Origin of the sequence: Neoaquamicrobium sediminum (assembly GCF_040970315.1) — a bacterium.
GTDB lineage: Bacteria > Pseudomonadota > Alphaproteobacteria > Rhizobiales > Rhizobiaceae > Aerobium > Aerobium sediminum.
This window is the reverse complement of sequence record NZ_JAZHFV010000002.1, coordinates 572,560-596,744: the sequence shown is the minus strand read 5'-3', so window position 1 is coordinate 596,744 and position 24,185 is coordinate 572,560. Positions and strand designations below refer to the sequence as shown.

Annotated in this window: 25 protein-coding genes; 7 read left to right on the top strand and 18 right to left on the bottom strand. The window is 64.5% G+C overall.

Going from position 1 to position 24,185, the window contains the following annotated elements:
- Positions 1-10: 10 nt before the first annotated feature.
- From V1479_RS08155 to V1479_RS08145, 3 genes are all read right to left on the bottom strand, one after another.
- Positions 11-1,105: a LacI family DNA-binding transcriptional regulator gene (locus V1479_RS08155; RefSeq protein ID WP_368802469.1), complete on the bottom strand. Its 1,095-nt coding sequence runs from the start codon at positions 1,103-1,105 to the stop codon at positions 11-13.
- 105 nt (positions 1,106-1,210) lie between these two features.
- Positions 1,211-2,200, bottom strand: a complete 990-nt coding sequence (locus tag V1479_RS08150; protein WP_368802468.1) for a sugar-binding transcriptional regulator — start codon at positions 2,198-2,200, stop codon at positions 1,211-1,213.
- Positions 2,201-2,286: 86 nt separating this feature from the next.
- Positions 2,287-3,318, bottom strand: a complete 1,032-nt coding sequence (locus tag V1479_RS08145; RefSeq protein ID WP_368802467.1) for a sn-glycerol-3-phosphate import ATP-binding protein UgpC — start codon at positions 3,316-3,318, stop codon at positions 2,287-2,289.
- 155 nt (positions 3,319-3,473) lie between these two features.
- Here V1479_RS08145 and V1479_RS08140 point away from each other — a divergent pair, with 155 nt between their 5' ends.
- The 6 genes from V1479_RS08140 to V1479_RS08115 all read left to right on the top strand — a co-directional run bounded on the left by V1479_RS08140 (position 3,474) and on the right by V1479_RS08115 (position 9,203).
- The gene (locus V1479_RS08140) at positions 3,474-4,826 is read left to right on the top strand and encodes an extracellular solute-binding protein (RefSeq protein WP_368802466.1); all 1,353 of its coding nucleotides are present in this window, start codon (positions 3,474-3,476) and stop codon (positions 4,824-4,826) included.
- Entirely contained in the window at positions 4,813-5,805 is a 993-nt protein-coding gene (locus tag V1479_RS08135; protein ID WP_368802465.1) for an ABC transporter permease subunit, read from the top strand. Before V1479_RS08140 ends, V1479_RS08135 begins: the two co-directional genes overlap by 14 nt.
- A 2-nt stretch (positions 5,806-5,807) precedes the next feature.
- On the top strand, positions 5,808-6,728 hold the full coding sequence (locus tag V1479_RS08130) for an ABC transporter permease subunit (RefSeq protein WP_368802464.1): 921 nt from the start codon (positions 5,808-5,810) through the stop codon (positions 6,726-6,728).
- A gap of 28 nt (positions 6,729-6,756) precedes the next feature.
- Positions 6,757-7,485: a glycerophosphodiester phosphodiesterase family protein gene (locus V1479_RS08125; protein ID WP_368802463.1), complete on the top strand. Its 729-nt coding sequence runs from the start codon at positions 6,757-6,759 to the stop codon at positions 7,483-7,485.
- Positions 7,486-7,498: 13 nt separating this feature from the next.
- Positions 7,499-8,230, top strand: a complete 732-nt coding sequence (locus V1479_RS08120) for an HAD family hydrolase (RefSeq protein ID WP_368802462.1) — start codon at positions 7,499-7,501, stop codon at positions 8,228-8,230.
- Positions 8,231-8,384: 154 nt separating this feature from the next.
- Complete coding sequence (locus V1479_RS08115; protein WP_368802461.1) at positions 8,385-9,203, top strand: IclR family transcriptional regulator; 819 nt, start codon at positions 8,385-8,387, stop codon at positions 9,201-9,203.
- Here V1479_RS08115 and V1479_RS08110 read toward each other — a convergent pair.
- The 15 genes from V1479_RS08110 to V1479_RS08040 all read right to left on the bottom strand — a co-directional run bounded on the left by V1479_RS08110 (position 9,194) and on the right by V1479_RS08040 (position 22,816).
- Entirely contained in the window at positions 9,194-9,793 is a 600-nt protein-coding gene (locus tag V1479_RS08110) for a pentapeptide repeat-containing protein (RefSeq protein WP_368802460.1), read from the bottom strand. The genes V1479_RS08115 and V1479_RS08110 overlap by 10 nt on opposite strands.
- Before the next feature lies 1 nt (position 9,794).
- The gene (locus tag V1479_RS08105; RefSeq protein ID WP_368802459.1) at positions 9,795-10,262 is read right to left on the bottom strand and encodes a flavodoxin domain-containing protein; all 468 of its coding nucleotides are present in this window, start codon (positions 10,260-10,262) and stop codon (positions 9,795-9,797) included.
- Positions 10,259-11,509 (bottom strand): FAD-dependent oxidoreductase, encoded by a 1,251-nt coding sequence (locus V1479_RS08100; RefSeq protein WP_368802458.1) that lies wholly within the window; start codon positions 11,507-11,509, stop codon positions 10,259-10,261. Before V1479_RS08100 ends, V1479_RS08105 begins: the two co-directional genes overlap by 4 nt.
- Entirely contained in the window at positions 11,506-12,999 is a 1,494-nt protein-coding gene (locus V1479_RS08095) for an aldehyde dehydrogenase (RefSeq protein WP_368802457.1), read from the bottom strand. Before V1479_RS08095 ends, V1479_RS08100 begins: the two co-directional genes overlap by 4 nt.
- Before the next feature lie 13 nt (positions 13,000-13,012).
- The gene (locus V1479_RS08090; RefSeq protein WP_368802456.1) at positions 13,013-13,837 is read right to left on the bottom strand and encodes an aspartate dehydrogenase; all 825 of its coding nucleotides are present in this window, start codon (positions 13,835-13,837) and stop codon (positions 13,013-13,015) included.
- Between the two features lie 4 nt (positions 13,838-13,841).
- Positions 13,842-15,515: a thiamine pyrophosphate-binding protein gene (locus tag V1479_RS08085; protein ID WP_368802455.1), complete on the bottom strand. Its 1,674-nt coding sequence runs from the start codon at positions 15,513-15,515 to the stop codon at positions 13,842-13,844.
- Between the two features lie 10 nt (positions 15,516-15,525).
- Positions 15,526-16,314, bottom strand: coding sequence for an SDR family oxidoreductase (locus V1479_RS08080; RefSeq protein ID WP_368802454.1), 789 nt, complete (start codon positions 16,312-16,314; stop codon positions 15,526-15,528).
- The gene (locus tag V1479_RS08075) at positions 16,314-17,240 is read right to left on the bottom strand and encodes a VOC family protein (RefSeq protein WP_368802453.1); all 927 of its coding nucleotides are present in this window, start codon (positions 17,238-17,240) and stop codon (positions 16,314-16,316) included. Before V1479_RS08075 ends, V1479_RS08080 begins: the two co-directional genes overlap by 1 nt.
- 20 nt (positions 17,241-17,260) lie before the next feature.
- Positions 17,261-18,070, bottom strand: coding sequence for an alpha/beta fold hydrolase (locus V1479_RS08070; protein ID WP_368802452.1), 810 nt, complete (start codon positions 18,068-18,070; stop codon positions 17,261-17,263).
- Positions 18,071-18,080: 10 nt separating this feature from the next.
- Entirely contained in the window at positions 18,081-18,818 is a 738-nt protein-coding gene (locus V1479_RS08065; protein WP_368802451.1) for an SDR family oxidoreductase, read from the bottom strand.
- Positions 18,818-19,855: a Rieske 2Fe-2S domain-containing protein gene (locus V1479_RS08060; RefSeq protein ID WP_368802450.1), complete on the bottom strand. Its 1,038-nt coding sequence runs from the start codon at positions 19,853-19,855 to the stop codon at positions 18,818-18,820. Before V1479_RS08060 ends, V1479_RS08065 begins: the two co-directional genes overlap by 1 nt.
- 60 nt (positions 19,856-19,915) lie before the next feature.
- Positions 19,916-20,683, bottom strand: a complete 768-nt coding sequence (locus V1479_RS08055; protein ID WP_368802449.1) for an ABC transporter permease — start codon at positions 20,681-20,683, stop codon at positions 19,916-19,918.
- Between the two features lie 68 nt (positions 20,684-20,751).
- Positions 20,752-21,726 (bottom strand): ABC transporter substrate-binding protein, encoded by a 975-nt coding sequence (locus V1479_RS08050; RefSeq protein ID WP_368802448.1) that lies wholly within the window; start codon positions 21,724-21,726, stop codon positions 20,752-20,754.
- Between the two features lie 27 nt (positions 21,727-21,753).
- Entirely contained in the window at positions 21,754-22,524 is a 771-nt protein-coding gene (locus tag V1479_RS08045) for an ABC transporter ATP-binding protein (RefSeq protein WP_368802447.1), read from the bottom strand.
- Complete coding sequence (locus tag V1479_RS08040) at positions 22,514-22,816, bottom strand: recombinase-like helix-turn-helix domain-containing protein (RefSeq protein ID WP_368802446.1); 303 nt, start codon at positions 22,814-22,816, stop codon at positions 22,514-22,516. Before V1479_RS08040 ends, V1479_RS08045 begins: the two co-directional genes overlap by 11 nt.
- A 236-nt stretch (positions 22,817-23,052) precedes the next feature.
- Here V1479_RS08040 and V1479_RS08035 point away from each other — a divergent pair, with 236 nt between their 5' ends.
- Entirely contained in the window at positions 23,053-24,183 is a 1,131-nt protein-coding gene (locus V1479_RS08035; protein WP_368802445.1) for an FAD-dependent monooxygenase, read from the top strand.
- Positions 24,184-24,185: the final 2 nt, after the last annotated feature.

The following is a 24,185-nucleotide window of genomic DNA, read 5'->3' as shown; positions in this document are numbered from 1 at the left end:
TCGTACTTTCCTAGGCCGGCTCCTGGCCTGCTGAATGATGTTGCCCGGCGCCCCGCTCCTCCGCGGGTTCGCCCGATGAATTACGGCGCGGCTGCCCGATCACGGGCCGGACCGAGTCCCGCACCTGCAGCGCTGTCGACAGCGAGACGTGGCGCGGCGGCGCATCTTCCCCGGACATGCGCAGCGTCAGGCGCTCCCACAGCAGCCTGCCCATCTCCTCGATGGGCTGGCGAATTGCCGTCAGCGCCGTCTTGCGTGCGCTCATCCACGGATAGTCATCGAAGCCGATCACCGACACGGCCTCCGGGATGTCGATACGGTGCCGCGCCAGCGCCGAGAGAGCACTGAGCGTGGTGACATTGGTAAGCCCGATGACCGCGAAGGGTGCGGAATTGCCGGCAAGAAACGAGGAGAATCTATCGGCGCCGCGCTCGCCGTTTGAGCCGAGCTCCACGACCACGGGCTCAGTGCCAACCGCTGCGATAAGCGTCTCAGCGACGCCGCGCACACGCTCGCGGATCGGCGATATGCCCATGTCCGACGCGGCAACGACGACCTTGCGATGGCCGAGTTCCACCAGATGCCTGGCGGCGATCGCGCCGGCCTCGAAATTGTCGATCGCCACCGTATCCACGAAAGAGCCTTCAGGCCCGACACGGTCGGCGAACACCATGGGCAGCCGAGCGGCTTCGGACTTAAGAAGATCCGGCACGGTATCCGAACACGGCACCGCGATAAGGCCCGAAGGGCGCCAGCCAAGTAAAGCCCGGATACGTGACTGCTCGAGGTCCGCGTCATCGCGGGAGCTGGCCACGATGACATCGTAGCCATCCTCCATGGCCAACACCTCGATCCGCGAGACGAGGGAGGTGAAGAACGTGTCATCGAGATCGGGAACCAGCACGCCTATGACGCGAGCCTGACCGGAGCGGAGCTGCGAGGCGGCCCGGTCCATCTGGTAGGACAGATCGCTCGCCGCCTTTTCCACGCGGCGGCGCAGATCGTCGGTCACCGGCTTGGTGCCGCTGAAGACATTTGACACCGTGGCAATGGAAACCCCTGCCCGGGCGGCGACGTCCTTGATCGTGACTCTCCTGCGTTCCATAGAGCGCGAGCAACCTGTTAAACGTTTTACTGTTAAACGTTTAACAGGCGATAGTGCGCAGGGCAAGTCCCTACCCGCTGGAAATTTCCGTTTGGAAGGACGGCGTCAGTCGCCCTCTTGCGTCCGCCACTTAGCGGCCAGGTCGGCGGCCGCGCGCGCCGTATCCTCGTCACAGACAAGAACATTGCAAAGGCCCGAACGCAGCGCCGCCGCGATGGCGCCGACCTTGTTCAGACCGCCGGAGCTGAGGACGACGTTGGGCACGTCGCGCAAGGCTTCGAGCGGCAGGGCGATGGCACGACGGTTGATCTCGTGGTTGACCGGTTTGCCGGCGCTGTTGATGAATTGGCCAAGCAGGTCGCCCTGCGCGCCTGCCGCCTGCAGGCCGTCGATGTCGACATCGCTCGGCATACCGTAGCGCATCAGAAGGGAGCGCTCGGAAAGGTCGCCTGCACTCAGGATGATCATGTCGTTGGCCGCGATGCGTTCGAACGCGCTGCGGAACACGTCCTGCGTCATGATCGCGTCGCGCGATTCGGGACTGCCGGCGTAGATCGGGGCGGCGAGGTATGCGCAGGTCGCGCTGAGCTGTCGCGCGAAATCGCTGGCGATGTCAAAGGTGTTGATCTCGATGCCGCGCGTCAGTCCGCCCATGACCGAGTTCACGCACAGTTCGGGCCGGCGCATCGCCGGCATATGCCGCACCAATTCGCGCAAGGTAGCGCCCCACCCCACGCCGATGCCGCTCATCTTGCCGTCTGCGAGAAGCTGCGTGACATAGTCGGCAGCGGCCTGGCCAAGAAGCACCGGAACGAGCTCCGGGTCGTTCGGCGTTGGAACGATAATCGCGCGGTGGAGACCGAAGCTCTCGGCAAGGTGCTGCTCCAGTTCCACGCAGGAGGTCAGCCTGGAGTTGAGCTTGATGGTCACAAGGCCAGTGCGCCGGGCATCGCTGATGATGCGGTTGACCCTCAACCGGTTGGTCGAAAGCGCTTCGGCGATTTCGCCCTGGGTGCGCCCTTCCATGAAATACATCCAGACGACCCGGACATTCATCTGCTCTTCTGGGGTCGGCGCGGGCTGGTCTGCAAGCATTCATGCACTTTCTTGATTGACTTCCGGTATAGGACTTCACGCGGGGCGCTTGTCAATCGCAGCCTCCCGCGAAAGCCCTCTTCCGGTTAGTCGGTTCGCCGCCCGGTGGACTTGTCGAAACAATGCAGGTCGGCGCGGTCGACATGCCAGTTCACACGGTCGCCTTCCGCGATACCGGCCTTGCCAGGAACGGAGGCGATAAGAGCCTGTCCGCGATCCAGCATCAAGTGCACGTGGCTCTCGCCACCGATGGGTTCGATCAGTTCGACCACACCGGTGAACCGGATGGCGCCCTTCGTCGGCGTCGTGCGAACCGCATTCGGCCGCACGCCGACGACGCCGGTCTGCGGCGGCAGTTCGCCCCAATCCACATTATCGGCCTGCCCGACGTCGATCAGGTTCATCGGCGGCGAGCCGATGAAGCCAGCAACAAAGAGCGTTTGCGGCCGCTCGTAAACCTCGATCGGCGTGCCGATCTGCTCGATGCGGCCACCATTCATGACGACGAGGCGGTCGGCCAGCGTCATCGCCTCGAGCTGGTCGTGCGTGACGTAGATGCTCGTGGTGCCGAGCCGCTTCTGCAGCTTGCGGATCTCGACACGCATCTGCACCCGGAGCTTGGCATCAAGGTTGGAGAGCGGCTCGTCGAACAAGAAGGCAGCCGGGTTGCGGACGATCGCCCGCCCCATCGCGACGCGCTGGCGTTGGCCGCCTGAAAGCTGCCGGGGCCGGCGTTCCAGATACGGCTCGATCTCGAGGATCGCTGCGGCTTCGGCAACGCGGCGCGCGATGTCCTGGCGCGGAAAGCCCCGGTTCTTCAGGCCATATTCCAGATTCTGCCGCACCGACATGTGCGGGTAGAGCGCGTAGTTCTGGAAGACCATGGCGATGTCACGGTCGGCCGGCTCCACCGAACCGACGTCCTTGCCCGCGATCCGCAGGTGCCCCGACGTGACCGATTCGAGGCCCGCGATCATGCGCAGCAAGGTTGATTTTCCACAGCCTGACGGTCCGACGAGCACAATCATCTCGCCATCGGAGACGGAAAGGTCGATGCCCTTCACCGCGGGGACAGTCCCGTAATTCTTCTTCAGATCCACCAGTTCGATAGCGGCCATGAGTTCCTCCTAGCAATGCGTCATACATTTGTAACATGATATTGACATTTGTAATCCGTGGGCGCTAGCTTCTTTTTGTCGCCGCCGTGGAAGCGGCCCACCCGCGTGCTGGAAAGACGCGGGCAAGGAATACGGCGATGCGAGAGGAGACACAGATGACAATCGATTTTGGTATCAGGAATGCGCCGCGCAAATTCGCGAAGACGCTGGCGGCCGGTATTGCGCTCGGCATGCTGGCATTGCCCGGCGCAGCAGCCGCGCAGGAACGCGTCAAGGTGGAATGGTGGCACGCGCTCAGCGGCCGTCTCGGAGAGGTAGTCGACAAGCTCGTCACGGATTTCAACGGTTCGCAGGACCAGTACGAAGTGGTCGCGGTCCACAAGGGCAACTACGAAGAGAACATGGCCGCGATGGTCGCGGCCTATCGCGTTGGCCAACAGCCGACGATCATCCAGGCAGCCGAACGCGGCTTCATGACGATGCTGAATTCGGGCGCCGTCGTTCCGGTGCCGACGCTGATGGAAGAGCAAGGCCACGACGTCGACTGGAACGACTTCATCGCGCCGGTCTCGGGCTTCTTCCTCGTCGACGGCGTTCCGGCCGCCCTGCCCTTCAACAGCTCGACCCCGATATTCTGGTACAATCGGGACATGTTCAAGAAAGCCGGCTTCGACGCGCCCGGCGAGACCTGGCAGGAAGTCGAAAAGCAGCTCTACGCCATCAAGGAGCAGGGCGTCAGCGAATGCTCGATGGCGCTGGCCAATGACTTTTTCTGGAGCCTGATCGAGAACTACGCCGCCCTGCACGACCAGCCCTACGGCACGCTCGCAAACGGGTTCGACGGGCTTGGCACGGAGTTCGTGTTCAACAAGAGCCCGCTGGTCGTGGGCCAACTCGAGCGGCTGTCGAAGTGGATGGACGACGACGTCCTCCAGATCGCCGGCCAGGGTCTGTCGCCGGAGCAGCTCTTCACCTCTGGCACCTGCGCGACCTACGTCGCCTCGACCGCCGCGCATGCGGGCATCGGCTCGGGCGCGCAATTCGACTGGAGCGCGACCTTCCTGCCGCATGAGGAGGGTGTTGAACCGAAGAACAGCACGATCGGCGGCGGTGCGCTGTGGGTGCTGCAGGGCAAGAGCGACGAGGAATATGCCGGCGCTGCAGCCTTCATCGACTTCGTCGCCTCCCCCGAGACGCAGGTCTGGTGGAGCAAGCAGACCGGCTATGTCCCCGTCACAACGACCGCCTATGAAGCCTTGAAGGCCGAAGGCTATTTCGAGGAGAACCCGACCCGCGAGATCGCCATCCTGCAGCTCAGCCGGGGCGAGCCGACCGAGAATTCGCGCGGCTTCCGTTTCGGCAACCACAACCAGTCCATGCAGCTTCTCGTCGAAGAGATCCAGGGCGTGTGGACCGGCCAGAAGACGGCCCAGGAAGCGCTCGACAACGCCGCGCGCCGCGGCAATGAAATCCTGCGCCAGTATGAGAGGCTCCATGCCTCGCAGTAACGCGACAGCGGGCATTGGGGGCGCGGACACGCGCCCCCCACTCGCGATCGGCATCGCGCTCAGCCGCCTGCTGCCGAAGACCTCGGAAGCCGGGCTCAAGACCGCGCATTTCAGCAAGCCAGGCCTTGCGGCGGCGCTGCTCGCCCCTCAACTGCTGATCCTGCTCTTTTTCTTCTTCATTCCATCCTACAAAGCGCTTTCGCTCGCCTTCGTGCAGGTCGACCCGTTCGGTGCTCGGGAAATCTTCGTCGGGTTCGCCAATTTCGCGCAACTTCTGGGAAGCCCGGACTACAGGCAAAGCGTGTTCTTCACGCTCTGGTTCACTGTGATCCAGGCCGTTGTGACCATCGCTCTGGCACTGCTCTTTGCATTCGCCACCGATTTCGTGATCCGAGGCCGCGGCCTCTACAAGAGCGTCATCCTGATGCCTTATGCGATTGCGCCCGTGATCTCCGGCGTGCTGTGGGCGTTCCTGTTCAATCCGGCCGTCGGTCCGCTGGCGCAGTTCATCCAGTCGCTCGGCATACCTTGGGATCCAAACCGCCGCCCGTTCGACGCGCAGCTTCTCGTGATCGTCGCGTCGGTGTGGAAGCACATCTGCTACGACTACATCTTCCTGGTCGCCGCTTTGCTCGCCGTGCCGCAGTCGCTGCTGGAAGCTGCAAAGCTCGACGGCGCGCGACCGGTCAGGCGCTTCTTCACGATTTCACTGCCGCTGGTGACGCCGACCATCTTCTTCCTGATGGTCATGAACGTGGTCTATGGACTGTTCGAGACCTTCGGCATCATAGACGCGGTGACGCGAGGCGGTCCGGCGGGTGCAACCAACACGCTCGTCTACAAGGTCTACCAGGACGGTTTCGTCCAGCTCAACCTCGGTTCCTCGGCCGCCCAGTCGGTGATCCTGATGATCATCGCGATCCTCTTCACCGTCCTCCAGTTCCGCGCGCTCGAGCGCCGGGTAAACTATCAGGTGTAACCATGATCGAGCGCAATCTCGGGCTGACGATCTTCTGCCACGCCGTGCTGCTGCTCGGCGCGGCAGCCGTGTGTCTGCCGCTTTACTTCGCCTTCGTCGCCGGCTCGCTGACATTGCAGGAAGTGCAGCAGACACCGTTTCCCTGGGTGCCGGGCACGCACTTCCTCGACAACATCGCCACGGCTTGGAACCAGGGCAATTTCTCGCGGCTCTACATCAACTCCCTGATCGTGACCGTCGGCATCGTTGTCGGCAAACTCATGATCTCGCTGATCGCGGCATTCGCCATCACCTATTTCCGGTTTCCCTTCAGGATGACTGCGTTCTGGCTCATCTTCGTCTCACTGATGCTGCCGGTCGAGGTGCGCATAATACCGACCTACGAGGCGGTGGCCGACGCAGCAGGGCCGCTACGCTGGTTCGCCGACATCACAGGCATCTCATGGCTTGTCGGCAGCGTCACCGGCTACCAGCTTGAGGCGGCGCTGCAATGGAACATGGTCAACACCTATAGCGGCCTGATCCTGCCTTTGATCGCATCCGCATCGGCGACCTTTCTGTTTCGCCAGTTCTTCCTGACGGTGCCGGAGGAGCTGTGCGAGGCAGCGAGGCTGGATGGCGCTGGGCCAGTGAAGTTCTTCCTCGATATCCTGCTGCCTCTGTCGCGCGCAAACATTGCCGCGCTGTCGATCATCCTCTTCATCTACGGTTGGAACCAGTATCTCTGGCCGCTCCTCTTCACCACCGATGCCGAGATGCAGACGGCGATCCTGGGCCTGAAGCATCTGGTTCCAGTCTCGGATGCTGAACCGGCCTGGAACATAGCCATGAGCGCGGCCTTCTTCGTCATGCTGCCGCCAGCCGTCATCATCCTGCTGATGCAGCGCTGGTTCACGAAGGGCCTGGTCGATTCAGGCAAGTGACATCCCCCAACAAAGGAAATTGACGCATATGGTCTCCATCATCGGTCACCGCGGTGGCCGCAATCTCTGGCCTGAAAACAGCATCGAAGGCTTCCGCAAACTCCTGGAACTGCCCGTCGAAGGTGTCGAGTTCGACGTCCATCTGACGAAGGCGGGCGAGATGCTCGTGATCCACGATCCGACACTCGACCGGACGACGGAACGAAGCGGACCGGTCGCCGAGCTCGGCCTTGGCGAAAATCACAAGGTCAGGCTGAAGGACAATGGTGGCACGATACCGACGCTGGACGAAGTCCTCGATGTCTTCGCCGGCAGCGCAATCGAACTGCATGTGGAGTTGAAGGCTGACCACGAGCGAAAGCCCTATCCCGGCCTTGAGGCCAAGGCGGCGGCGTTGCTCGATGATCGTGGCATGGCTGCCCGCTCGATTCTGACGAGCTTCCTGCCCGAAGTGCTGGCGACGATCCGCGAGGTTGCACCGCACATTCGAACGCTGTCCTCGTTCGACGCGAAGTCGGTCGAGCGCCACGGCCTGACCGAAGGGCTTCGCCGTATGCTCGATCTCTCCGACGTAATCGCTATCGAAAGACACGTCCTCGATCAGAACTGGGACATGATCACCGATCTGGTGCCGGGCGACAGGCTCGGCGCCTGGGTGCCGAACGACGAAGCCGACATCGCCTACTGGCTCGGAAAGCCGATCCGCCAGATCACCACCGACCGCCCCGATCTGGCCGTCGCCCTGCGCGGAGCATAAAGACTTGCACAACATGCCACTTCAGACTGCCGCCATTGTGGCGGAACGCGATCCGTTGCAGAACATCGCCCTCATCATCTTCGACTGCGACGGCGTGCTGATCGACAGCGAGCCCATCGCAAGCAGCACGCTTGCGGAAAGCCTGCGCGGCGCAGGCGTCGACATCTCGGCTTCGGAATCACACGTCAAATTCACCGGCAATTCGGTCTCGACCATCCGCCGCATGATCGAGGACGATTACGGCATCACCGACATCGAGCCACTGATGTCGTCGTGGCACGAGACCCTGTTTCGGACCTTCGGAGAACGTCTGACGGCGATGCCGGGCATCCTGCAGGTGGTGAGCGACCTTCAACGGCCGAAATGCGTGGCATCTAACAGCAGCATGCGCCGGCTCGAACTCAGCCTCGGCCATCTGGAACTCTGGGATCATTTCAAGCCAGCCATCTTCAGCGCCGAAGCGGTGGCAAGACCGAAGCCCGCGCCCGACCTGATGCTGCACTGTGCGCAGGAGTTCAAAGTCGATCCGTCGCTTTGCGTGATGATCGACGACAGCCCCCACGGCGTCGAGGCGGCGGTCGCCGCCGGCATGATCGCGATCGGCTTCGTCGATCCCGCCGACCCGCGGCCGGAGCGTGCAAAGGTCCTTCGCGCAGCGGGCGCGGACGCGGTTGCCGAAGGTGCCGGCGAATTGCTGGCTGCGTTGAACGCGGCAAACGCGCTGCTGGCGAGCCCTGGATCGTAAGCGGACGACAAGCACGACGTTGGTAGGGCTGGGCGGACGCGCCCAGCAGCGTTAAGTTGGCGGGGTGGGGACAAGAGAGCCCCTGCCTATCAATCCCCTGACTGTTCACATATGACTAAACTGCGCATATATGTGCAGCAGTCTAGGGATCGACATGGCAGAGACAGAACATCAGGAAGCGGGGCGGTCGCTCTACGTCGTTCCGCCGGTTACCAGGGCAATTGCGCTCCTGCGTTACATCGCAGCAGGCAATCGCTGCCGTAATACCAGCAGCGCCGCAAAGGCGCTGAACATCAACCGCACCACGCTCATTCGCCTGCTTTCGACGCTGGAGGTAGAGGGCATTCTCGAGCCGCTGCCCGACGATGGCGGCTATCGCCTCGGTACCGGACTGATCGCGCTCGCGTCCGAAGCCCTTAACGAGCGCAGCATCCTGCAGGTCGCGAGGCCTTTCCTGAAACAGCTTGTCGATTCGCTCAACCTTTCGGCCCATCTCGGCGTGCTCGAAGGCCGGGAGATCGTCTATCTCGCCCGCGAGACACCGAACTCCCACCTTGCCAGCACGGTGCGCGAGGGAACCCGCCTGCCCGCGCACGCGACCACCATCGGGCGCATCCTGCTCTCCGAGCTGTCACCCGCAGCGCTGAAATCGCTCTATGCCGGGCAGGCCATGGAATCGTTTACGCCCAAGACCCGCACGTCGCTCGCGGACCTCGAGGAGCAGCTTCGCACGGACCGTTCGCGCGGCATGGCATGGAGCGTCGCCAATTTCGAAGCCGAGATCGGATCGGCCGCCGTCGCCGTTCACGATCATCAGGCGCGCGCCGTCGGTGCGATCAACGTCACCGGCCATGCGAGCGTCTTCGCTGACGACGGCCCGCACGTCGAACGGATCGAGAAGGAGTTGAAGGCCGCCGCGCGCAGTATGTCGGAAGCGTTGGGCTATCGCGGCTGGTCAGCCGATCAGATGTAGGTGTAGCCGTAGGACAGGGCGAAGGCGCTGTCCGGCAGCGGCGCATTGCCGGCAACCGCGCGGCGCAGCCACAAACGGCCATGCACCTGCGTGTCGGAGAAGTCAGCGCCCGCCGGTAGCCTAGCGTCCTGACACCACAGCCCGCCGAGCCACTCGGCGCCGCTGAACGATGCGCGCCCGCCTATCTCGACGTTCTGAAGCGAGAAATTGCCGTAGCTGGAAATTAGCTCGAAGCTGGCGTCGCCCGCCATGCGGGCGTCATCGAGCCGCACGATGCCGCGAAATTCCGCCTCGTCGAACCGTACCGTTTCGCCAAACTGCGCGCGTTCGAAACGCGCATCGTTGGTGAAAACCGCACGCTCGAAAGTCGCCTTGCCGCCGAAGCGCGCACCGCTGAACCAACTCACGCCCAAAAAGCGCGCCCCCGTTGCGTCGATACCTTCGGGGAAGGACGCGCCGCTCATATCGAAGCCCGTCAAATCAAGGCCGGCAAGATCGAGCGGGCCTTCGCAGATGACGCCTGCCAGGTCGACACAGTCTCCGTGCTGCCACGGCATCGCGATCAGGTCGCGTATCTCCGCCGGTTTCATCTCAGGCGACCTCGCCGATCTTCTCGCCCGCCAGCGCGACGATGCCTGCGGCCCATGGAAACGCCAGATCCTCGGCCATGTCGCTGCCGGAGGCATCATGCGTGACGCGTTCGCCGATCTGGACTGCGCCGTAGCTTGCCAGCAGTTCCGCCATCCCCTTGCTGCCGAAATTGAACGTCTCTTCATATTCGCTGTCGCCCAGGCCGAAAATCGCGAAATGAATATCGGACAGACTGGGGGCTGCAGCCTTCAAGGCTTCGGCGAAGGGCTGGGCGGATGCCGGCAGCTCCCCGTCGCCATAGGTCGAACAGACGATCATGTGGAGACGCCCTGCATCGAATTCGGCCGGCTCGAAGTTCGACAGGTTGCGGCACTCCACCTCGTGCTCGCCTTCCAGTTCGGCCATGATGTCCTCGGCGAGCATCTCGGCATTGCCTGTCTCGGTGCCGTAAAGCAGCATGATCTTCATAGGTCGGGCTCCTTCGTTTGGCGGGCAAGCGCCAGCATGGCTTCGCGCGAGGGAATCTTGACGCGGCAGCGGTCCTGCGGCGGCGATGCCGTCTCCGCCGCATCGATGCGCTTCCAGTCGTCGTAGCAGACGGCCGCCGTCCATTGCGGAAAGGCGTGACGGCCGGGCTTTTCAAGCCCGGTATCCGAAGCTTCAAGGTCGGCCAGTATGCGCGCTGCAAGAAGCTGCGCATCGGTGCGATTATCGGGGATGGTGCCGCGCGGGCCGCGCCGGAACCAGCCGGTTGCGTAAAGCCCGTCGGCAAGCACGCCCAGCTCAAGTTCGACTGCAGAGCCGACCAGTTCGTCACGCGGCAGGCCTGCTGCCGCCTCGAACCCGATGGCCGTGATGAAGGCGCTGCACGGCAGAGAGACCGTGTCGCCATCGATATTGCGGAAAACTGCCTCGCCGATACGCCCGCCATAACCTTCCAAACTGACGGGCGTCAGGCTGAAGCGGAAGGTGATGCGCCGACCTCCGGTTCCGTGGCCGTGTATCGATTCGAGAGCCGCGATCTTCTTGGCGCCTTCCTCGTCGTCGCTTGCGCCGGCGCCAACCACGTCGATCGTGACGCCCTCGAGCTTGGCCAGCTCCTTGATCATCACGGCATCGAACTTCGCGTCAGCGGCCGGCGATCGTCCGATGATGTCGATGGTTTCGACCCCCGAGCCCGCCAGCCAGCCGGTCGGCACGGGGCCGAGGTCGGAACCGGCAAGCTCGCCCGGCGTCTTGGCTAGCAGGCGCAGGAGGTCGATGGCGACGTTGCCATTGCCCATGATGACGACATGCCGTCCGAGTTCCGGCAGCGGCTCAGCGTCGGGATGTTCGTAAAGCGCGCGGGTCAGGTGGCCGGCGCGATGAACGCCCTCCAGATGCTCGCCCGGAATGCCGAGCGCCCGGTCGCCGGACAATCCGGTTGCAAGCACCACGGCGTCGTAGGCCTGGCGCAGTTCGTCGAGGCTGACGTCCTCGCCGACAACCACATTACCGATGAAGCCCGCGCCCTGCCGCTCGAACAGGCGCTCGAACTGCCGGATGACGGCCTTCGTGCCCTGATGGTCCGCGGCGACGCCATAGCGCACCAGCCCGTATGGCACCGGCAGCCGGTCCAGTATGTCGACGCGCAATTGCGGGTCAGCCTTCAGCAGCGCCTGCGCCAGATAGCAGCCGGACGGTCCGGAGCCGACGATGGCGACGGCGCGGCTCATGATACGCGCACCGTCGCCGCAGCCCAGGGATGCGGCGCGCCGGACAGGTCGGTGTAGAATGATTTCTGAGCCATATAGGCCCTGATGCCGTCGCGACCCTTCTCGCGGCCCATGCCGCTTTCCTTTTCGCCACCGAAGGGCGTGGAGATCGAGAACTGCTTGTAGGTATTGACCCAGACCGTGCCGGAGCGGATGGCCTTGCCTACGCGCCAGCTCTTCGGGAAGTCGCGTGTCCAGATACCGCAGGCGAGCCCGTAGTCGTTGTCATTTGACTGCGCGATCACGTCCGCCTCGTCATCGAAAGGCAGCACCACCAGGACCGGCCCGAACACTTCTTCGCGGCAGATGCGTGCCCCGTTGTCTACGCCGGCAAGGATCGTCGGCAGATAGTAGGCGCCCTTCTCGTAGGCCGCGCCCTCCGGCGCACCACCGCCCGCAAGAAGCTCCGCTCCTTCTTCCCGTGCGCGCCGCACATGGTCAGCGACGCTGTCGCGATGGTCGAAATGCACCAGCGGCGCGACCTGCGTATCGGCCTCGAACGGATGCCCGACCTTGAGCCGCTTCGTCGCTTCCACCAGCCGCTCGACGAACTGCGTGTAGATCGGCCGTTCGACGAACAGCCGGGCACCGGCGATGCAGCTCTGCCCCGTCGACGAAAAGATGCCGAACAGCACGCCGGCCAGCGCCTGCTCAATGTCGGCGTCGGCAAAGACGATGGTGGGCGACTTGCCGCCGAGTTCCAGTGACACCGGCATCAGCTTCTGCGCAGCCTTCAAGGCCAGCGCCCGGCCGGTCTCGGTGCCGCCGGTGAAGCTGATCTTGGCAATGTCGGGGTGCTCGACCAGAAGATTGCCAATCTCGCGGCCGGACCCAGGCAGGACGGAGAACAATCCCTTCGGCAGGCCGGATGCCTCGACGATGCGAGCCAGTTCCAGGGAGACGAGCGGCGACCACGAGGCGGGTTTCAGCAGCACGGCATTGCCTGCGGCAAGCGCTGGCGCGACCTTCTGCGCATCGGATGCGATCGGCGAGTTCCACGGCGTGATCGCTCCCACCAGCCCCAGCGGCTCGTACACGGACATGGTCAGGGCATCGCCCCGCTGCGCCGTCAGCGCGTCATCCGAGGTTTCGAGCACAGCGCCGAAATAGCGGAAGGTACCTGCTGCGGAAGCGGCGAGCGCGCTCGTTTCACGCAGCGTCTTGCCGGTATCGCGGCTCTGGATGTGGGCGATGCGCTGCGCATTGGCTTGGATGCCGTCGGCAATCGCATAGAGGAAGCGCGCGCGCTCATGTGGCTTGAGATTGCGCCATGCCGGATCAGCCTGTGCCCGCTTCGCGCGTTCGATCGCGCGCTCGCCGTCTGCAACCGATGCACCGCGCAAAACCCTGTTGATGCTGCCGTCAGCGGGGAAGATCGAGACGATCTCGGCGCCTGTGCCCTCTTCCCATTCGCCGCCGACGAAAAGCTTGTTCTGCGGTAGTTCTATCATCTCTGGCTCCACCTCAGATCGACACGGGGCCGATGCGGTTGCGGATTTCCCGCAGCACGCTGTAGACCGTGGATACGGACGTCTTGGCGTTGGCCGCGGACGGAAGGTTCTCGATACGCATGGTGTATTTCGCCAGCGGCGAGACGACTGAATATTCATGCACGTTGCCGGGCGCGGCGGGGTCGGCAATCAGTTCGACATGCGTTGCTTCGAAGCCGGCGCCGGCGAGCGCCAGCGTTGCGGCGACGTTGGCGTTCTTCGGATAGGCCTGCGCTGCCTCGCGCGCAGTGCCGGTGAAGAACGTTTTGGGTTCCCGCAACGCGCCGAGATTGATCAGGGCTTCGGCCGGCGTTCCGCTCCAGGCGAGTGGCGGCTTCAAGCCGCGATAACGCACCTCGAGACCACCGGCCTGCCCTATTGCCGCGAGAAGGTCGATGCCGCCGACCGCGCCCGCCGGCAGAATCAGTCGTGCCTTGCCTTCGGCCGCAGCGTTGCGCAATTCCTGTTCAAGAGGGGCGTCTGCAAGCGCGCCGATCGAAACGATCACCACGTCCGTTCCCGCTCGAAGGACAGGCGGCACATGCGCGACGACTGCGGCGTGCCCCGCGCATTCGACCACCATGTCCGGTCGGTCTGCGAGCAACGCCTGAACATCGGTGACGACTGCGGTTTCGCGCGAAGCGCCGGCAAACTCGGCAGCCAGCCGCGCTGATGCTTCGTCGGCGGAATCGGGCAGGCACAGGACCGTCAGCCGCTCGAGCGGCGCGTCGTGCATGCCGGCCAACTGGCCGAGCAGCGTGACGGCGATGTTGCCGAAGCCGATCAGTCCCAGCCGCATCGGCTCACCCACCGTTTCCGGCCGCGCCGGCGGGAGGCCCGGCGAACGCTTCGTTGAACGGCCCGATCGTGCACATGTCGATCTCGATCAGGCGCGGGCCTTCAGAGGCCAGCGCCTCGTCGAGAAGCGCGGGGAAATCCGCAACGTCGCGCACCAGCGTGTGCGGCATGCCAATCGAGCCGCAGAAGGCAGCAAAGTCGGGGGTCGCGAGCGCCGAATAGTGCCGGCGGTTGCCATATTGCGCATCCTGGATGTTCTGGATCACGCCGTAGGCCTTGTCGTTCATCAGCAGGTAGACCAGCGGGGCGTTTTCTTCGACGGCGGTGATCATCTCGGCAAGGCCCAGCATCGTGCCGCCGTCGCCCAGCAGCGTGACCGCCTTGGCCCCCTTCGATCCAAGTGCGGCGCCGACACCCATGGCCACACCTTGCCCGATGCCGCCGCCCAGCGCATGAACGCCGAGATTGGGTCCTGCGATGCGGACATACCGATTGCCGAAGGTCGAGTTCGAGATGGTCACGTCGCGCACCCACGGGTGGCCGCCGGCGAAGATGCGGTCAGCCAAGGTATCGGCGACGACACGATATGGCCCAAGGACATCGCGCATCCTGCCTTCGGCCTGAGCCCGTGTGCGGGCGATGTCGAACGACAGATTCGTGTCCGTATCCAGCGTATCGGGCAGTCGTTCGAGCAGGCGCGAAAGCGTGTCGGCGGCATCGCCGTGCGCGAACACCTCGACGGGATAGTTGCGCCCGCCCTGAGCCGCATCGGCATCGATCTGCACCAGCGGTCGCGGCAGCGGCATCTTGTTGTTGCGGGTCTCGTTGCCTCGCAGGCGCGAGCCGACGACGATCATCAGGTCGCAGCTCTTGTAGAGCTCGACGGCCTCCGGCGTCATGTTGAAGGCGCCGAGTGTCGCGGGCTCAGCCTCCGAGACGGTAGCGCGGCCGTTGGTCGACGTGACCACGCCAAAGCCGCGCCGCATCAACTCGGTCGCCTCGCGCGACGCGCCGACCGCGCCGCCGCCCAGCCACAGCAAGGGACGCCTGGACGCCTTCACCATCTCCGCGATCTCGTCGATGACGGTATCGGGTGCTACCGGGCGCGTGGGCTGCGGGCGGTGGATGCGTTCTGTCGAACGGGCGGGCTTGCGCTGCACGTCGACCGGGATCTCCAGGCTTACCGGCCCCGTCGGCGCGGAAAGGGCTGCCGAGACGGCGGCGGTCAGCGCGCCGATCGCGCCGTTGGCATCCCACATGCGGAACACCGCCTTGGAGACACCGCGTAGCATTTCGGGCTGGCGCGGCACGTCGTGGATCGCCGCGCGGTCGCGGTCGGCGAATTCGAGATCGACCTGCGTGGTGATGTGCAACACCGGAGAGCCGGCGGTCAGTGCCTCGGCCTGCGCGCCGGCGGCGTTGCCGGCAGCCGTGCCGGTGGACGTCAGGCAGACGCCTAGCTCACCGGAAACGCGCGCATAGGCATCTGCCATGTTCATCGCGCCCGCCTCGCCGCGCGACGGCACGAAACGGATGCGGTCCTGGCGGGCTATGGCGTCGAGGATCGGCATGTTGTGGATCGAGATCACCCCGAAAACCGTGGTGACGCCGATCTCGGCGAGATAGCGGGCGATGAAGTCGCCGACCGTCTCCGAAGCTGCAATGGTTTCGAGTTTCATCTCGTATCCTTCAGATATGACGCGCGAGGCCGCCCGAAACCTCGAGGTGAGCGCCTGTGATGTAGCTTGCTCCCGGCGATCCCAGGAATGCGATGGCCGAAGCGGCTTCCGAAGGGTCGCCGAGGCGGCCGAGCGGAATGCCCTTGTTTTTGGCCAGCGCGCCGTACCATTCGGCCTTGCTCTGGCTCTGGTCCTCACGCTCGGCGAAGCGGCGCAGCCACTGGCCGGAGCCGACCATGCCGATCAGGATCGAGTTGACGCGGATGTCGGGCGCCAGTTCGATCGACAGCGACTTGACCAGGTTCTGCACCCCGGCGCGGGCCGAGGACGTGCAGACCATGTGCGGCTCGGGCTGGTAGGCCAGCAGCGAATTGACGACGACGATCGATCCCTTCGCCTCGCGCAGCATGGGCAGGAAAGCCCGCACGGGATGGATCTGGCTGAACAGCTTCAGCTCGTATTCGGCGCGCCAGTCGTCATCGGAGGTGGTGGCGAAGGTCGACTGCCGCCCCTGCCCGGCATTGTTGACGAGCAGGTCGCAGCGACCGAAACGCTCCTTCACCTGCGCGGCAAAACCGTTGACGGCTTCGGGGTCGAGCACCGAGAACGCGCTGGAAAGCACATTCTCCTTGCCGAAATCACGGATCAGAACCGACGCGACGTCGTTTAGGCGGCTTTCGGTGCGGGCGCACAGCGCAACCTTTGCCCCTGACTCCAGCAGCGTCTGCACGGACGCGAGCCCGATGCCCGACGAACCACCGGTGACGACTGCCACCTTGCCGGCATAACCATAGTCCATCACGCGACCTCCTTGCCCGATGCTAGCTCGGGAAAGCCCGGATCAGGCCGCCCCTGCATGACGGCGCGCTGCGCGGGCGTGGGCGGGCCTGCCGTCATCCAGCGGTCCATCGCCTCCGGATTGTCGCGCGGCCACACCTTGGCCTCGTGAGTCGTCTCGTCGATCTGCTGCAGCTCGGAGGTGAACTCGATGACGAAACCTGACGGCGAGACAAAGTAGGCAAAGGGATTGTTGCCCGGTCCGTGACGGCCAGGCCCCCAGGTCGGCACGTGGCCCTTCTGCTTCATGCGGCCGATGCCGCGCATGAACTCGTCGATCGACGGCATCTCGAAGGCGACGTGATTGACGCTGGCATAGTTGCCGCGCACCAGCGCGATCGAGTGATGGTCCGAGTTGCAGCGCAGGAACACCATCTGGTCGGCGGAATAGTCCGACACGCGGAAACCGAGAACGCGGGAGTAGAACTCCTGCACGCCCTCCATGTCGGGCGTGTTGAGCACCACATGGCTGACCTTGCGGGGTTTCGCCCATTCCGGTTCCTCGTCCAGAGACATCGCTTCCGTGCGGAAACGCAGACGCCGGTTGTCAGGGTCGAGCATCTCGAAGCCGTAGCCGCCGGCATAGTCGTCGAACGCAGCCGGTTCGCCGAGTACGATGCCGCCGCGCTCGACGATCTGCGCGTGGAGCGCGTGCATGGAGGCGCGATCCGGCATGGCGAAATGCACATACTCGATGCCGAAGACAGGGCCGTCCTTGAGGCCGTACAGGAAAGGTTCGCTGCCGGTGCCGCGCAACAGTGCGATGCCGTCTTCCTTGTGGGCGAGGCTCAGGCCCCACATGTCCTCGTAGAAGGGCAGCGTCTGGGTGATGCCGGGCCCACGCATCATGATGCCTCGAAGGCTGCCGACGCGAACGGTCTCTGCCATGTCTCTTCTCCTCCCCGGCTCTAGCCGACGGTTTCTGCAAGTGCTGCAAGCGCGCCGGCAAAGGCCGCTGGAGCCTGCTGATAAAGGGCGTGCCCGGCACCCGGAACGATGGTTAGCGAGCCGCGCCACGGGTCACGAAGCGCTGCATGCGCGCGACGCGCCGAGTCGGGCGGGGTAACGACGTCTTCCGCGCCCACGATCACATCCGTCGGCACCTGCAGCCGCTCGGCGTCATCGATGAGGCGGCCCGATGCCAGCATGCGCGCGGCCTGCGGGTAGCCGGGCGTCGTCACGCGCGCCATGCCGTCGCGTACGCGGCGGACGATCTCCTGATTGCTCTCCGGCTGGTAGACGAGCCGCGGCGCGCGCAAGGCTGCGAACTGGTCGGGCCCGAGCGTTTCGAGGTCGTCGATGCGCGCCTGTGCCGCCGCGCTCAAAGCGGCACCGCGCGGCACGCCGTGGCCGAGCGCCGGCGAACTCAGCAGCAACCGGGCGACGCGTTCGCGGTGCGTGGCGGCAAACGAGGCCGCCGTCAGGCAGCCGAGCGAATGGCCTGCCAGCAGCACACGTTTCAGGCCCAGCCGGTCGAGAAACGCGCGCAGCGCCTCGGCATAATCGAGCGCCAGCGGCCACTGCGCATCGAGGGCGGCTGACCCGCCATAGCCCGGTGCGTTCCACGCGATCACGCGCCAGTCGCGCGGCATATGATCCAGCAATGTCGAAAACGACGCGGCGTTGGAGCCGACGCCATGCAGCATCACGAGGACCGGACCGTTGGCACCCGGCCGTTCCAGATATTCGATGTTGCCGTTGATATGCTGTTCGAACATCACTGCCGCCTCAATTGAACACGAAGCCGTTGTTGACCGGCAGCACCTGCCCCGTCAGCGACAGTGCGCCCTCGGAAAGCAGGAAGGCGACGACGTCGGTAATCTCACCGGGTGCCTGCGGCCCTGGAACCGCCCTGCCCTCCGCGTAAAGCCGGTGGCGCGCCTCGGGCACGTAGTCGGTGGACTCCGTCGTCAGGATGCCAGGCGCCACCGCGGTGACCCCGATCCGGTCGGGACCCAACTCGCGAGCGAACGAGCGCGTCATGGCCATGACGGCGCCTTTGCTGGCGACATAGGACATCAGGCGCGGCGCGCCCCACAGTGCGGTGTCGGACGCGACATTGACGATGCGACCGGAACCGGAAGCCTTGAGCGCGGGCGCGGCGGCGCGGGTCATCAGCCAGGTGCCACGCACATTGACAGTCATCACCCGGTCCCAGCTATCGATCGCGATTTCGTCGTACGGGATGCCGCCGATGCCGGTCGCGATGGCGCCATTGTTGACGAGCCCGTGCAGCACACCATTTCCCTCTCGCACGAGATGCGCGCCGACCGCTTCGATCGAAGCCGGATCGCCGAGATCCACGGGCAGGAAGCGCGCGCCGAGGTCCTGAGCAACCGCACGGCCTTCGTCCTCGGCGATATCGGCGAGCAGGAGGTCGGCTCCCTTCGCGGCCAGGCTGCGGGCGATCTCCGCCCCCAGCCCGCGCGCGGCGCCCGTGACAAGTATGGTGCGTCCGTCGAGCATCAGCCTGCCGTCTGCTCCAGCTCGGCCTCAACCTGGCTCTTGGCGGCGCGCGTCAGGATCTGGCGGACGCGTGAGACACCAAGGTCGTGCTGGTAGAGCATCTCGCGCCTGCGGGCGTCGTCGGGCATGCCCTCGAGCATGACGCGATCCTGCTCCAGAACGTTCCAGTGGTTGCGCTCCAGCCGGGCGCGATAAAGAAAACGCCAGCTCTCGCGGGCGAGCCCGGAGACCTGCCGCATACGCCAGAAGAAGACCTTGCAGGTCGTCGCGTCGACCGGCGTCACGAAGCCGATGATGCGGAAGACGCCGCCGGGTCCGGCAGCCGGCGGGTACGGGATTTCCAGGAAGCAGAACATCGAGCCGGGATGGACCTCGAATTCGGTCCAGTCGAAGTTTTCGCCGACCTGGCCAACACGACTGACACGGAATCCCGCATCGGTCTTGTCGAGTTTCATCAGGTCCTGCTTGGAGCCAAAGGCAAGCGTGAAGCTCTCGGCATGCAGATAGCAGCCGTGCATCGGGTCGGCGAGGTTGTCGAGCGCGTAGCGATAGTTGGTCTCCCATAGGCCGGTGCAGAGGAAGCCGGTCCAGTCGTCGCTCGTCAGCTCCTTGGGCAGCACCAGCTCCGGCGCCTCGGGCTGTTCGATCGAGGGCACGTAGACAAAGACCGCGTCGTTGGCCTCGGTCACCTCGAACGACTTCAGCGCCTTGCGCCCTTCGAGCGCGCATTCCGGCATCGCTGGAACCCGAACCACCACGCCATCGCCGTTGACGACCACGCCGTGATACCGGCAGCCGATATTGCCCTCGTGGATTTCGCCATAGGAGAGCGGCGCGCCGCGATGCGGGCAAAAGTCCTCGACGCAGCGCAGGCGGCCTTCGGTGTCGCGCCACAGCACGATCTTGTCGCCGAGCAGCCTTGTGCCATAGGGCTTCGTCGCCTTCACCTCGACCGACTTCGCAACCGGATACCACTGGCCGAGCAGGCCGCTGTTCACCCGGTCCTCGATCAGGGATTTCTTGTCGGTGGCTGTCATGTGCGTCTCCATCCTCGATGGTCGGAGGCCTCCCGCCTCCGCAATGTTTCGACCGGCCTGCTAGTGCTGGGCCTTGGGCAGGTAGTGGAGCACCCGCTCCTCGATCATGACGAGGACCGTGTAGAGCAGGTAGCCAATGACGGTCAGGAGCACGATGGCGTTGAACACCATCGCCGCGTTCGCCTGTCCGCCGCCGTAGGAAATCAGGAAGCCGAGGCCGGTATTGCCGCCGACCAGCTCTCCGACCGTTACGCCGATGACGGCGAGGGTCGAGGCGATGCGCAGCCCGGCCATCAGGTTCGGCACGGTGGACGGCATCTCGACCTTCAGGAAGATGCCCCAGCGCGACAGGTTGTAGGCACGCGCCAGATTGACCAGATCGCGGTCGACGGTGCGCATGGCCTGCAGCACGTTGACGAGAACCGGGAAGAACACGATCAGCACGGTAACCAGCAGCTTCGGCATGGCGTTGTAGCCGAACCACATGATGAAGAGCGGCGCGAAGGCGACCTTGGGAGCGATCTGCAGCGCCAGAATGTAGGGCGACAGCACCTTCTCCCAGAATTCGGACATGCCGAGCAGGTAGCCGATCACCGCGCCGAGCAGGCTGCCGATGGCAAAGCCGAGCACGGTGTAGAGCGCGGTCGACAGGGTGTGACCGACAAGTCCTTCCTGCATCCACATGCGCTTCAGTTCAGCAAGACAATCCGTAACCGTCGGAATGATGAACTTCGGAACGTCGAGCGCTGGCGGCAGGAACTGCCAGGCGAGCAGCACGAGCACAAGGAGACCAAGGCTGACGACGAGCGTTCCCGAGCGACCGTTCATGGCTGGCTTCCGTGGTTTGGTTGCCGAGACCGGAGCGCGTGCTCCGGTCTCTATCGAGCTTGCCTGTGTCATTGGACAAAGTCGTTCGTGTAGAGATCCTCGACGGGCACGGCGGTCTGGACGATGCCGTTATTGACGTAGAAGGCCTGCACCTTGGTGATGCGCTCCGGATCGAAAGCGCCGAGCGGCTGGTTCTCGGCCTCCGGATAAACAAGCGTCGCGTAGGAGCGCATGATGCCCTCGATCTCGGCCTCCTTGCCGGCGTGCTGGGGCATGGCGGCGACATAATCCTTCGCAGCCTGTGCCGGATCGGCGGAGATGTCGCGAACCGCTTTCAGGACCGCACCGACGAACCCGCGAACGATCTCCGGCCGCTCGGCGATCGTCTTGTCGGAGGCGAAGATCGCCTGCGCCATCGCCGGGAACACCTCGTCGACCGGCATCTGCTCCATCTCGACGCCTGCAGCCTCGATGGCCGCGATCCATTCCGGCACGCCGGACAGCGCCTGCAGATTACCTGCGATGGTGAGCTGGATGATGCCGCCCGGCCCGACAGCCTGGATGTCGGCGTCGCCCTTCGACAACTCGACCGAAGCGAGCACGCCGAGGAGGTTGTAATAAGTCGTGTCCTGGAAGGCGAGGACGCCGATCGCCTTGCCCTTCAGGTCGGCCGGGCCGGTGATGCCGCTATCCTTGCGCCATGCGAGCTGTGTCAGGCCGCGCCCGCCGAGCAGAGCCACGCCGCGAATGTCGAGACCGTTGGCCCGCACGATGATCGGCGTGTCGCCGATGCCGCCGCCCAGATCGGCGTTGCCGACGGCGACCTGCGTGGCCACATCGGCACCGCCCTTGCCGACCTGGAACGTCACCTCGAGGCGGGCCTCGTCGAAATAGCCCTTGCTCTTGGCAAGCTGGAAGGGGGCGAAGGCCGGCAGGAAGTCCGGCGCGGGGAAGAGGTAGGTTACCTTTTCGGCAGCGAAGGCGGCCGTCGCGGAAGCCGCCAGCATTGCCGCGGCGATGGTCGAACGAAGCATGTGTCTCATGAAATTCCCCTTTGCGTTCTTGAGCCGTCAGACGGCTTTTTCTTCGAGCTTGAGATGCTTGAACAATTGCGCCGCATAATCGCTGACCTCCGGCATCACCCTGCGACGAAGCGGCTGGTCACGATGCGGAAGGTCGACCTTGATCTCGGCCACCACGGTGCCCGGCCGTTCGGAAAGAACGAGGATGCGGTCCGACATCAGCACCGCCTCGGCGAGATCGTGGGTGATCAGCAGCGTCGTCTTGCCGGTTTCCGAAATCGTGCCGGCAAAGCTGTTCTGGAGCAGCAACTTGGTCTGGGCGTCGAGCGCTGAAAACGGCTCGTCCAGCAGCACGATCTCCGGCTCGATGGCCAGCGTGCGGGCAAGGGCGGCGCGCTGCCGCATGCCACCGGAAAGCTGGTAGGGATAATGGTTCTCGAACCCAGCCAGATGGCAGCGCTTCAATTCGGCCATCGCGCGATCGCGGCGTTCCGACTTCGCCACGCCGCGCGCTTCGAGGCCGAACTCGACATTCGAGACGATGTTGCGCCAGGGCAGAAGCAGGTCCTTCTGCAGCATGAAGCCGACATGCCCGTTGGGGCCGCCGACGCGGTCGTCGCTGACCAGCACCTCGCCCTGGGTCGGCTGGTAGAGGCCCGCCGTCATGCTGAGGATCGTGCTCTTGCCGCAGCCGGAAGGCCCGACAACGGATACGAATTCGCCTCCATTCACGCGGAAGCTGATGTCGTCGACGGCAACGAGGTTCTGGCCGGAGCCGGTCGTGAATTCCTTCGTGACCGAGCGAAACTCAAGCGCCATAGCCGTCGGCCTCGTAGGCGGCATCGAGCTCGCGGTTGGTGGCCTCCAGCTCCTCGACCAGAAGCGCCTCGTTCCAGTCCGTGCGGCCCGACCGCGGCGCGACCGCGCCCTTGTCGGCGAGCTGACGCGCAACACCGGCGAAGTCGTGCTCGCCGGTTGCGAAGATCGCCATCAGCGCGTCCGCCAGCTCGTTCTCTTTCTCGTCCAGTTCGCGGCCCCGGCACTGATGTGCAAGATCCGCCCGGCCCGTATCGAAGGCACGCTGCGAGAGGCGATCTTTGAATGCGTCCATCTCTAGCTCCCCAGCTATGTTCAAATAAGAACACTTTGTTCAAAACAGATTGCCTCAAGCTGAAGACGGAGTCAACTGGCCTTGTGCAGGGCGGATCGGGCGAAACAGACGCTGGTTCGGAGAGTTGAAACGTCGGTACGCAAGGCGGCTTTCCCGCCGCGTTGACAGGGGCATTCCACGCAAGTATCGTTTTCTTTGAACAATTTGTTCATTTTTGAACACTGGAGTGGTGCCTGATGAAGATCGTGATTGCCGGCGGTGGCGTCGGAGGAATGGCGGCGGCGATCGCCCTTCAGAAGCAGGGGCATGAGGTGATGATCTTCGAGCGCGCGCGCGCGTTCGGCCGCATCGGCGCAGACGTCAACCTGACGCCCAATGCCGTCCATGCGCTGGACGGCCTGGGCGTGGGCGATGTGCTGCGTCAGACGGCGGCCCGGCCGGAATTTCGCATCAGCCGCACCTGGGACACGGGCGAAGAGACCTCGCGGCTACCAATGAGCACGGCAGCGCAAGAGCGTTACGGCGCGCCGCAACTCACCATTCACCGCGCTGATATTCTCGCCGCGCTGGAAGGCGCACTGCAGCCCGGCACCATCCGTTTTGCGTCTGCGGTCGAGACTGCGGAGCCGGATGGCGATGGTGCCGCACTGGTTCTGTCAGACGGAACGCGGGTGCAGGCCGACGTGGTGATCGGCGCCGACGGCATCCATTCCGCGGTCCGTCATGCCCTGTTCGGCGAGGATCACCCGCGCTTCACCGGCCTCGTTTCCTACCGAGCCGTGTTCCCGCGCGAACGCGGCAAAGGTATCCCCAATCTTGATTCCTTCACCAAGTGGTGGGGTCCCACGCCGGACCGGCAAATCGTGACCTTTCCCCTCAATCGCGGTGAGGAAATCTTCGTCTTCGCGACGACGCCGCAGCAGGACTGGAGTGAGGAGGGCTGGACGCTGCCGGGCGACATCCACGAACTGCGTTCGGCCTATGCCGATTTCCATCCGGAAGCGCGCGCCCTGCTCGACGCCTGTGAGGATGTCACCCGCTCCGCGCTGCATGTGCGCGAGCCGATGCCCCACTGGTCGCACGGCGCGATCACGCTGCTTGGCGACGCCGCCCATCCGATGGTGCCCTTCATGGCGCAGGGCGCCTGTATGGCAGTGGAGGACGCAGTGATGCTCGGCCGCGCCCTGGAAGGCGCCACCGAAGTGACGGTGTCGGATGCACTCAAGCGCTACGAGGCTGCCCGCATACCGCGCACCGCACTTGTGCAGGAAGGGTCGCTGGCCAATGACTGGCTCAAACAGGGCACCAATGCCGACTGGGTGTACGGGTACGACGCCTGGGCGACGGAACTGACCGAGCCGGCCTGAGA

Excerpts from the sequence above, each read along its gene's own strand:
- V1479_RS08155 (WP_368802469.1), bottom strand. The coding sequence starts at position 1,105 with ATGGAACGCAGGAGAGTCACGATCAAGGACGTCGCCGCCCGGGCAGGG.
- V1479_RS08150 (WP_368802468.1), bottom strand. The coding sequence starts at position 2,200 with ATGCTTGCAGACCAGCCCGCGCCGACCCCAGAAGAGCAGATGAATGTC.
- V1479_RS08145 (WP_368802467.1), bottom strand. The coding sequence starts at position 3,318 with ATGGCCGCTATCGAACTGGTGGATCTGAAGAAGAATTACGGGACTGTC.
- V1479_RS08140 (WP_368802466.1), top strand. The coding sequence starts at position 3,474 with ATGACAATCGATTTTGGTATCAGGAATGCGCCGCGCAAATTCGCGAAG.
- V1479_RS08135 (WP_368802465.1), top strand. The coding sequence starts at position 4,813 with ATGCCTCGCAGTAACGCGACAGCGGGCATTGGGGGCGCGGACACGCGC.
- V1479_RS08130 (WP_368802464.1), top strand. The coding sequence starts at position 5,808 with ATGATCGAGCGCAATCTCGGGCTGACGATCTTCTGCCACGCCGTGCTG.
- V1479_RS08125 (WP_368802463.1), top strand. The coding sequence starts at position 6,757 with ATGGTCTCCATCATCGGTCACCGCGGTGGCCGCAATCTCTGGCCTGAA.
- V1479_RS08120 (WP_368802462.1), top strand. The coding sequence starts at position 7,499 with ATGCCACTTCAGACTGCCGCCATTGTGGCGGAACGCGATCCGTTGCAG.
- V1479_RS08115 (WP_368802461.1), top strand. The coding sequence starts at position 8,385 with ATGGCAGAGACAGAACATCAGGAAGCGGGGCGGTCGCTCTACGTCGTT.
- V1479_RS08110 (WP_368802460.1), bottom strand. The coding sequence starts at position 9,793 with ATGAAACCGGCGGAGATACGCGACCTGATCGCGATGCCGTGGCAGCAC.
- V1479_RS08105 (WP_368802459.1), bottom strand. The coding sequence starts at position 10,262 with ATGAAGATCATGCTGCTTTACGGCACCGAGACAGGCAATGCCGAGATG.
- V1479_RS08100 (WP_368802458.1), bottom strand. The coding sequence starts at position 11,509 with ATGAGCCGCGCCGTCGCCATCGTCGGCTCCGGACCGTCCGGCTGCTAT.
- V1479_RS08095 (WP_368802457.1), bottom strand. The coding sequence starts at position 12,999 with ATGATAGAACTACCGCAGAACAAGCTTTTCGTCGGCGGCGAATGGGAA.
- V1479_RS08090 (WP_368802456.1), bottom strand. The coding sequence starts at position 13,837 with ATGCGGCTGGGACTGATCGGCTTCGGCAACATCGCCGTCACGCTGCTC.
- V1479_RS08085 (WP_368802455.1), bottom strand. The coding sequence starts at position 15,515 with ATGAAACTCGAAACCATTGCAGCTTCGGAGACGGTCGGCGACTTCATC.
- V1479_RS08080 (WP_368802454.1), bottom strand. The coding sequence starts at position 16,314 with ATGGACTATGGTTATGCCGGCAAGGTGGCAGTCGTCACCGGTGGTTCG.
- V1479_RS08075 (WP_368802453.1), bottom strand. The coding sequence starts at position 17,240 with ATGGCAGAGACCGTTCGCGTCGGCAGCCTTCGAGGCATCATGATGCGT.
- V1479_RS08070 (WP_368802452.1), bottom strand. The coding sequence starts at position 18,070 with ATGTTCGAACAGCATATCAACGGCAACATCGAATATCTGGAACGGCCG.
- V1479_RS08065 (WP_368802451.1), bottom strand. The coding sequence starts at position 18,818 with ATGCTCGACGGACGCACCATACTTGTCACGGGCGCCGCGCGCGGGCTG.
- V1479_RS08060 (WP_368802450.1), bottom strand. The coding sequence starts at position 19,855 with ATGACAGCCACCGACAAGAAATCCCTGATCGAGGACCGGGTGAACAGC.
- V1479_RS08055 (WP_368802449.1), bottom strand. The coding sequence starts at position 20,683 with ATGAACGGTCGCTCGGGAACGCTCGTCGTCAGCCTTGGTCTCCTTGTG.
- V1479_RS08050 (WP_368802448.1), bottom strand. The coding sequence starts at position 21,726 with ATGAGACACATGCTTCGTTCGACCATCGCCGCGGCAATGCTGGCGGCT.
- V1479_RS08045 (WP_368802447.1), bottom strand. The coding sequence starts at position 22,524 with ATGGCGCTTGAGTTTCGCTCGGTCACGAAGGAATTCACGACCGGCTCC.
- V1479_RS08040 (WP_368802446.1), bottom strand. The coding sequence starts at position 22,816 with ATGGACGCATTCAAAGATCGCCTCTCGCAGCGTGCCTTCGATACGGGC.
- V1479_RS08035 (WP_368802445.1), top strand. The coding sequence starts at position 23,053 with ATGAAGATCGTGATTGCCGGCGGTGGCGTCGGAGGAATGGCGGCGGCG.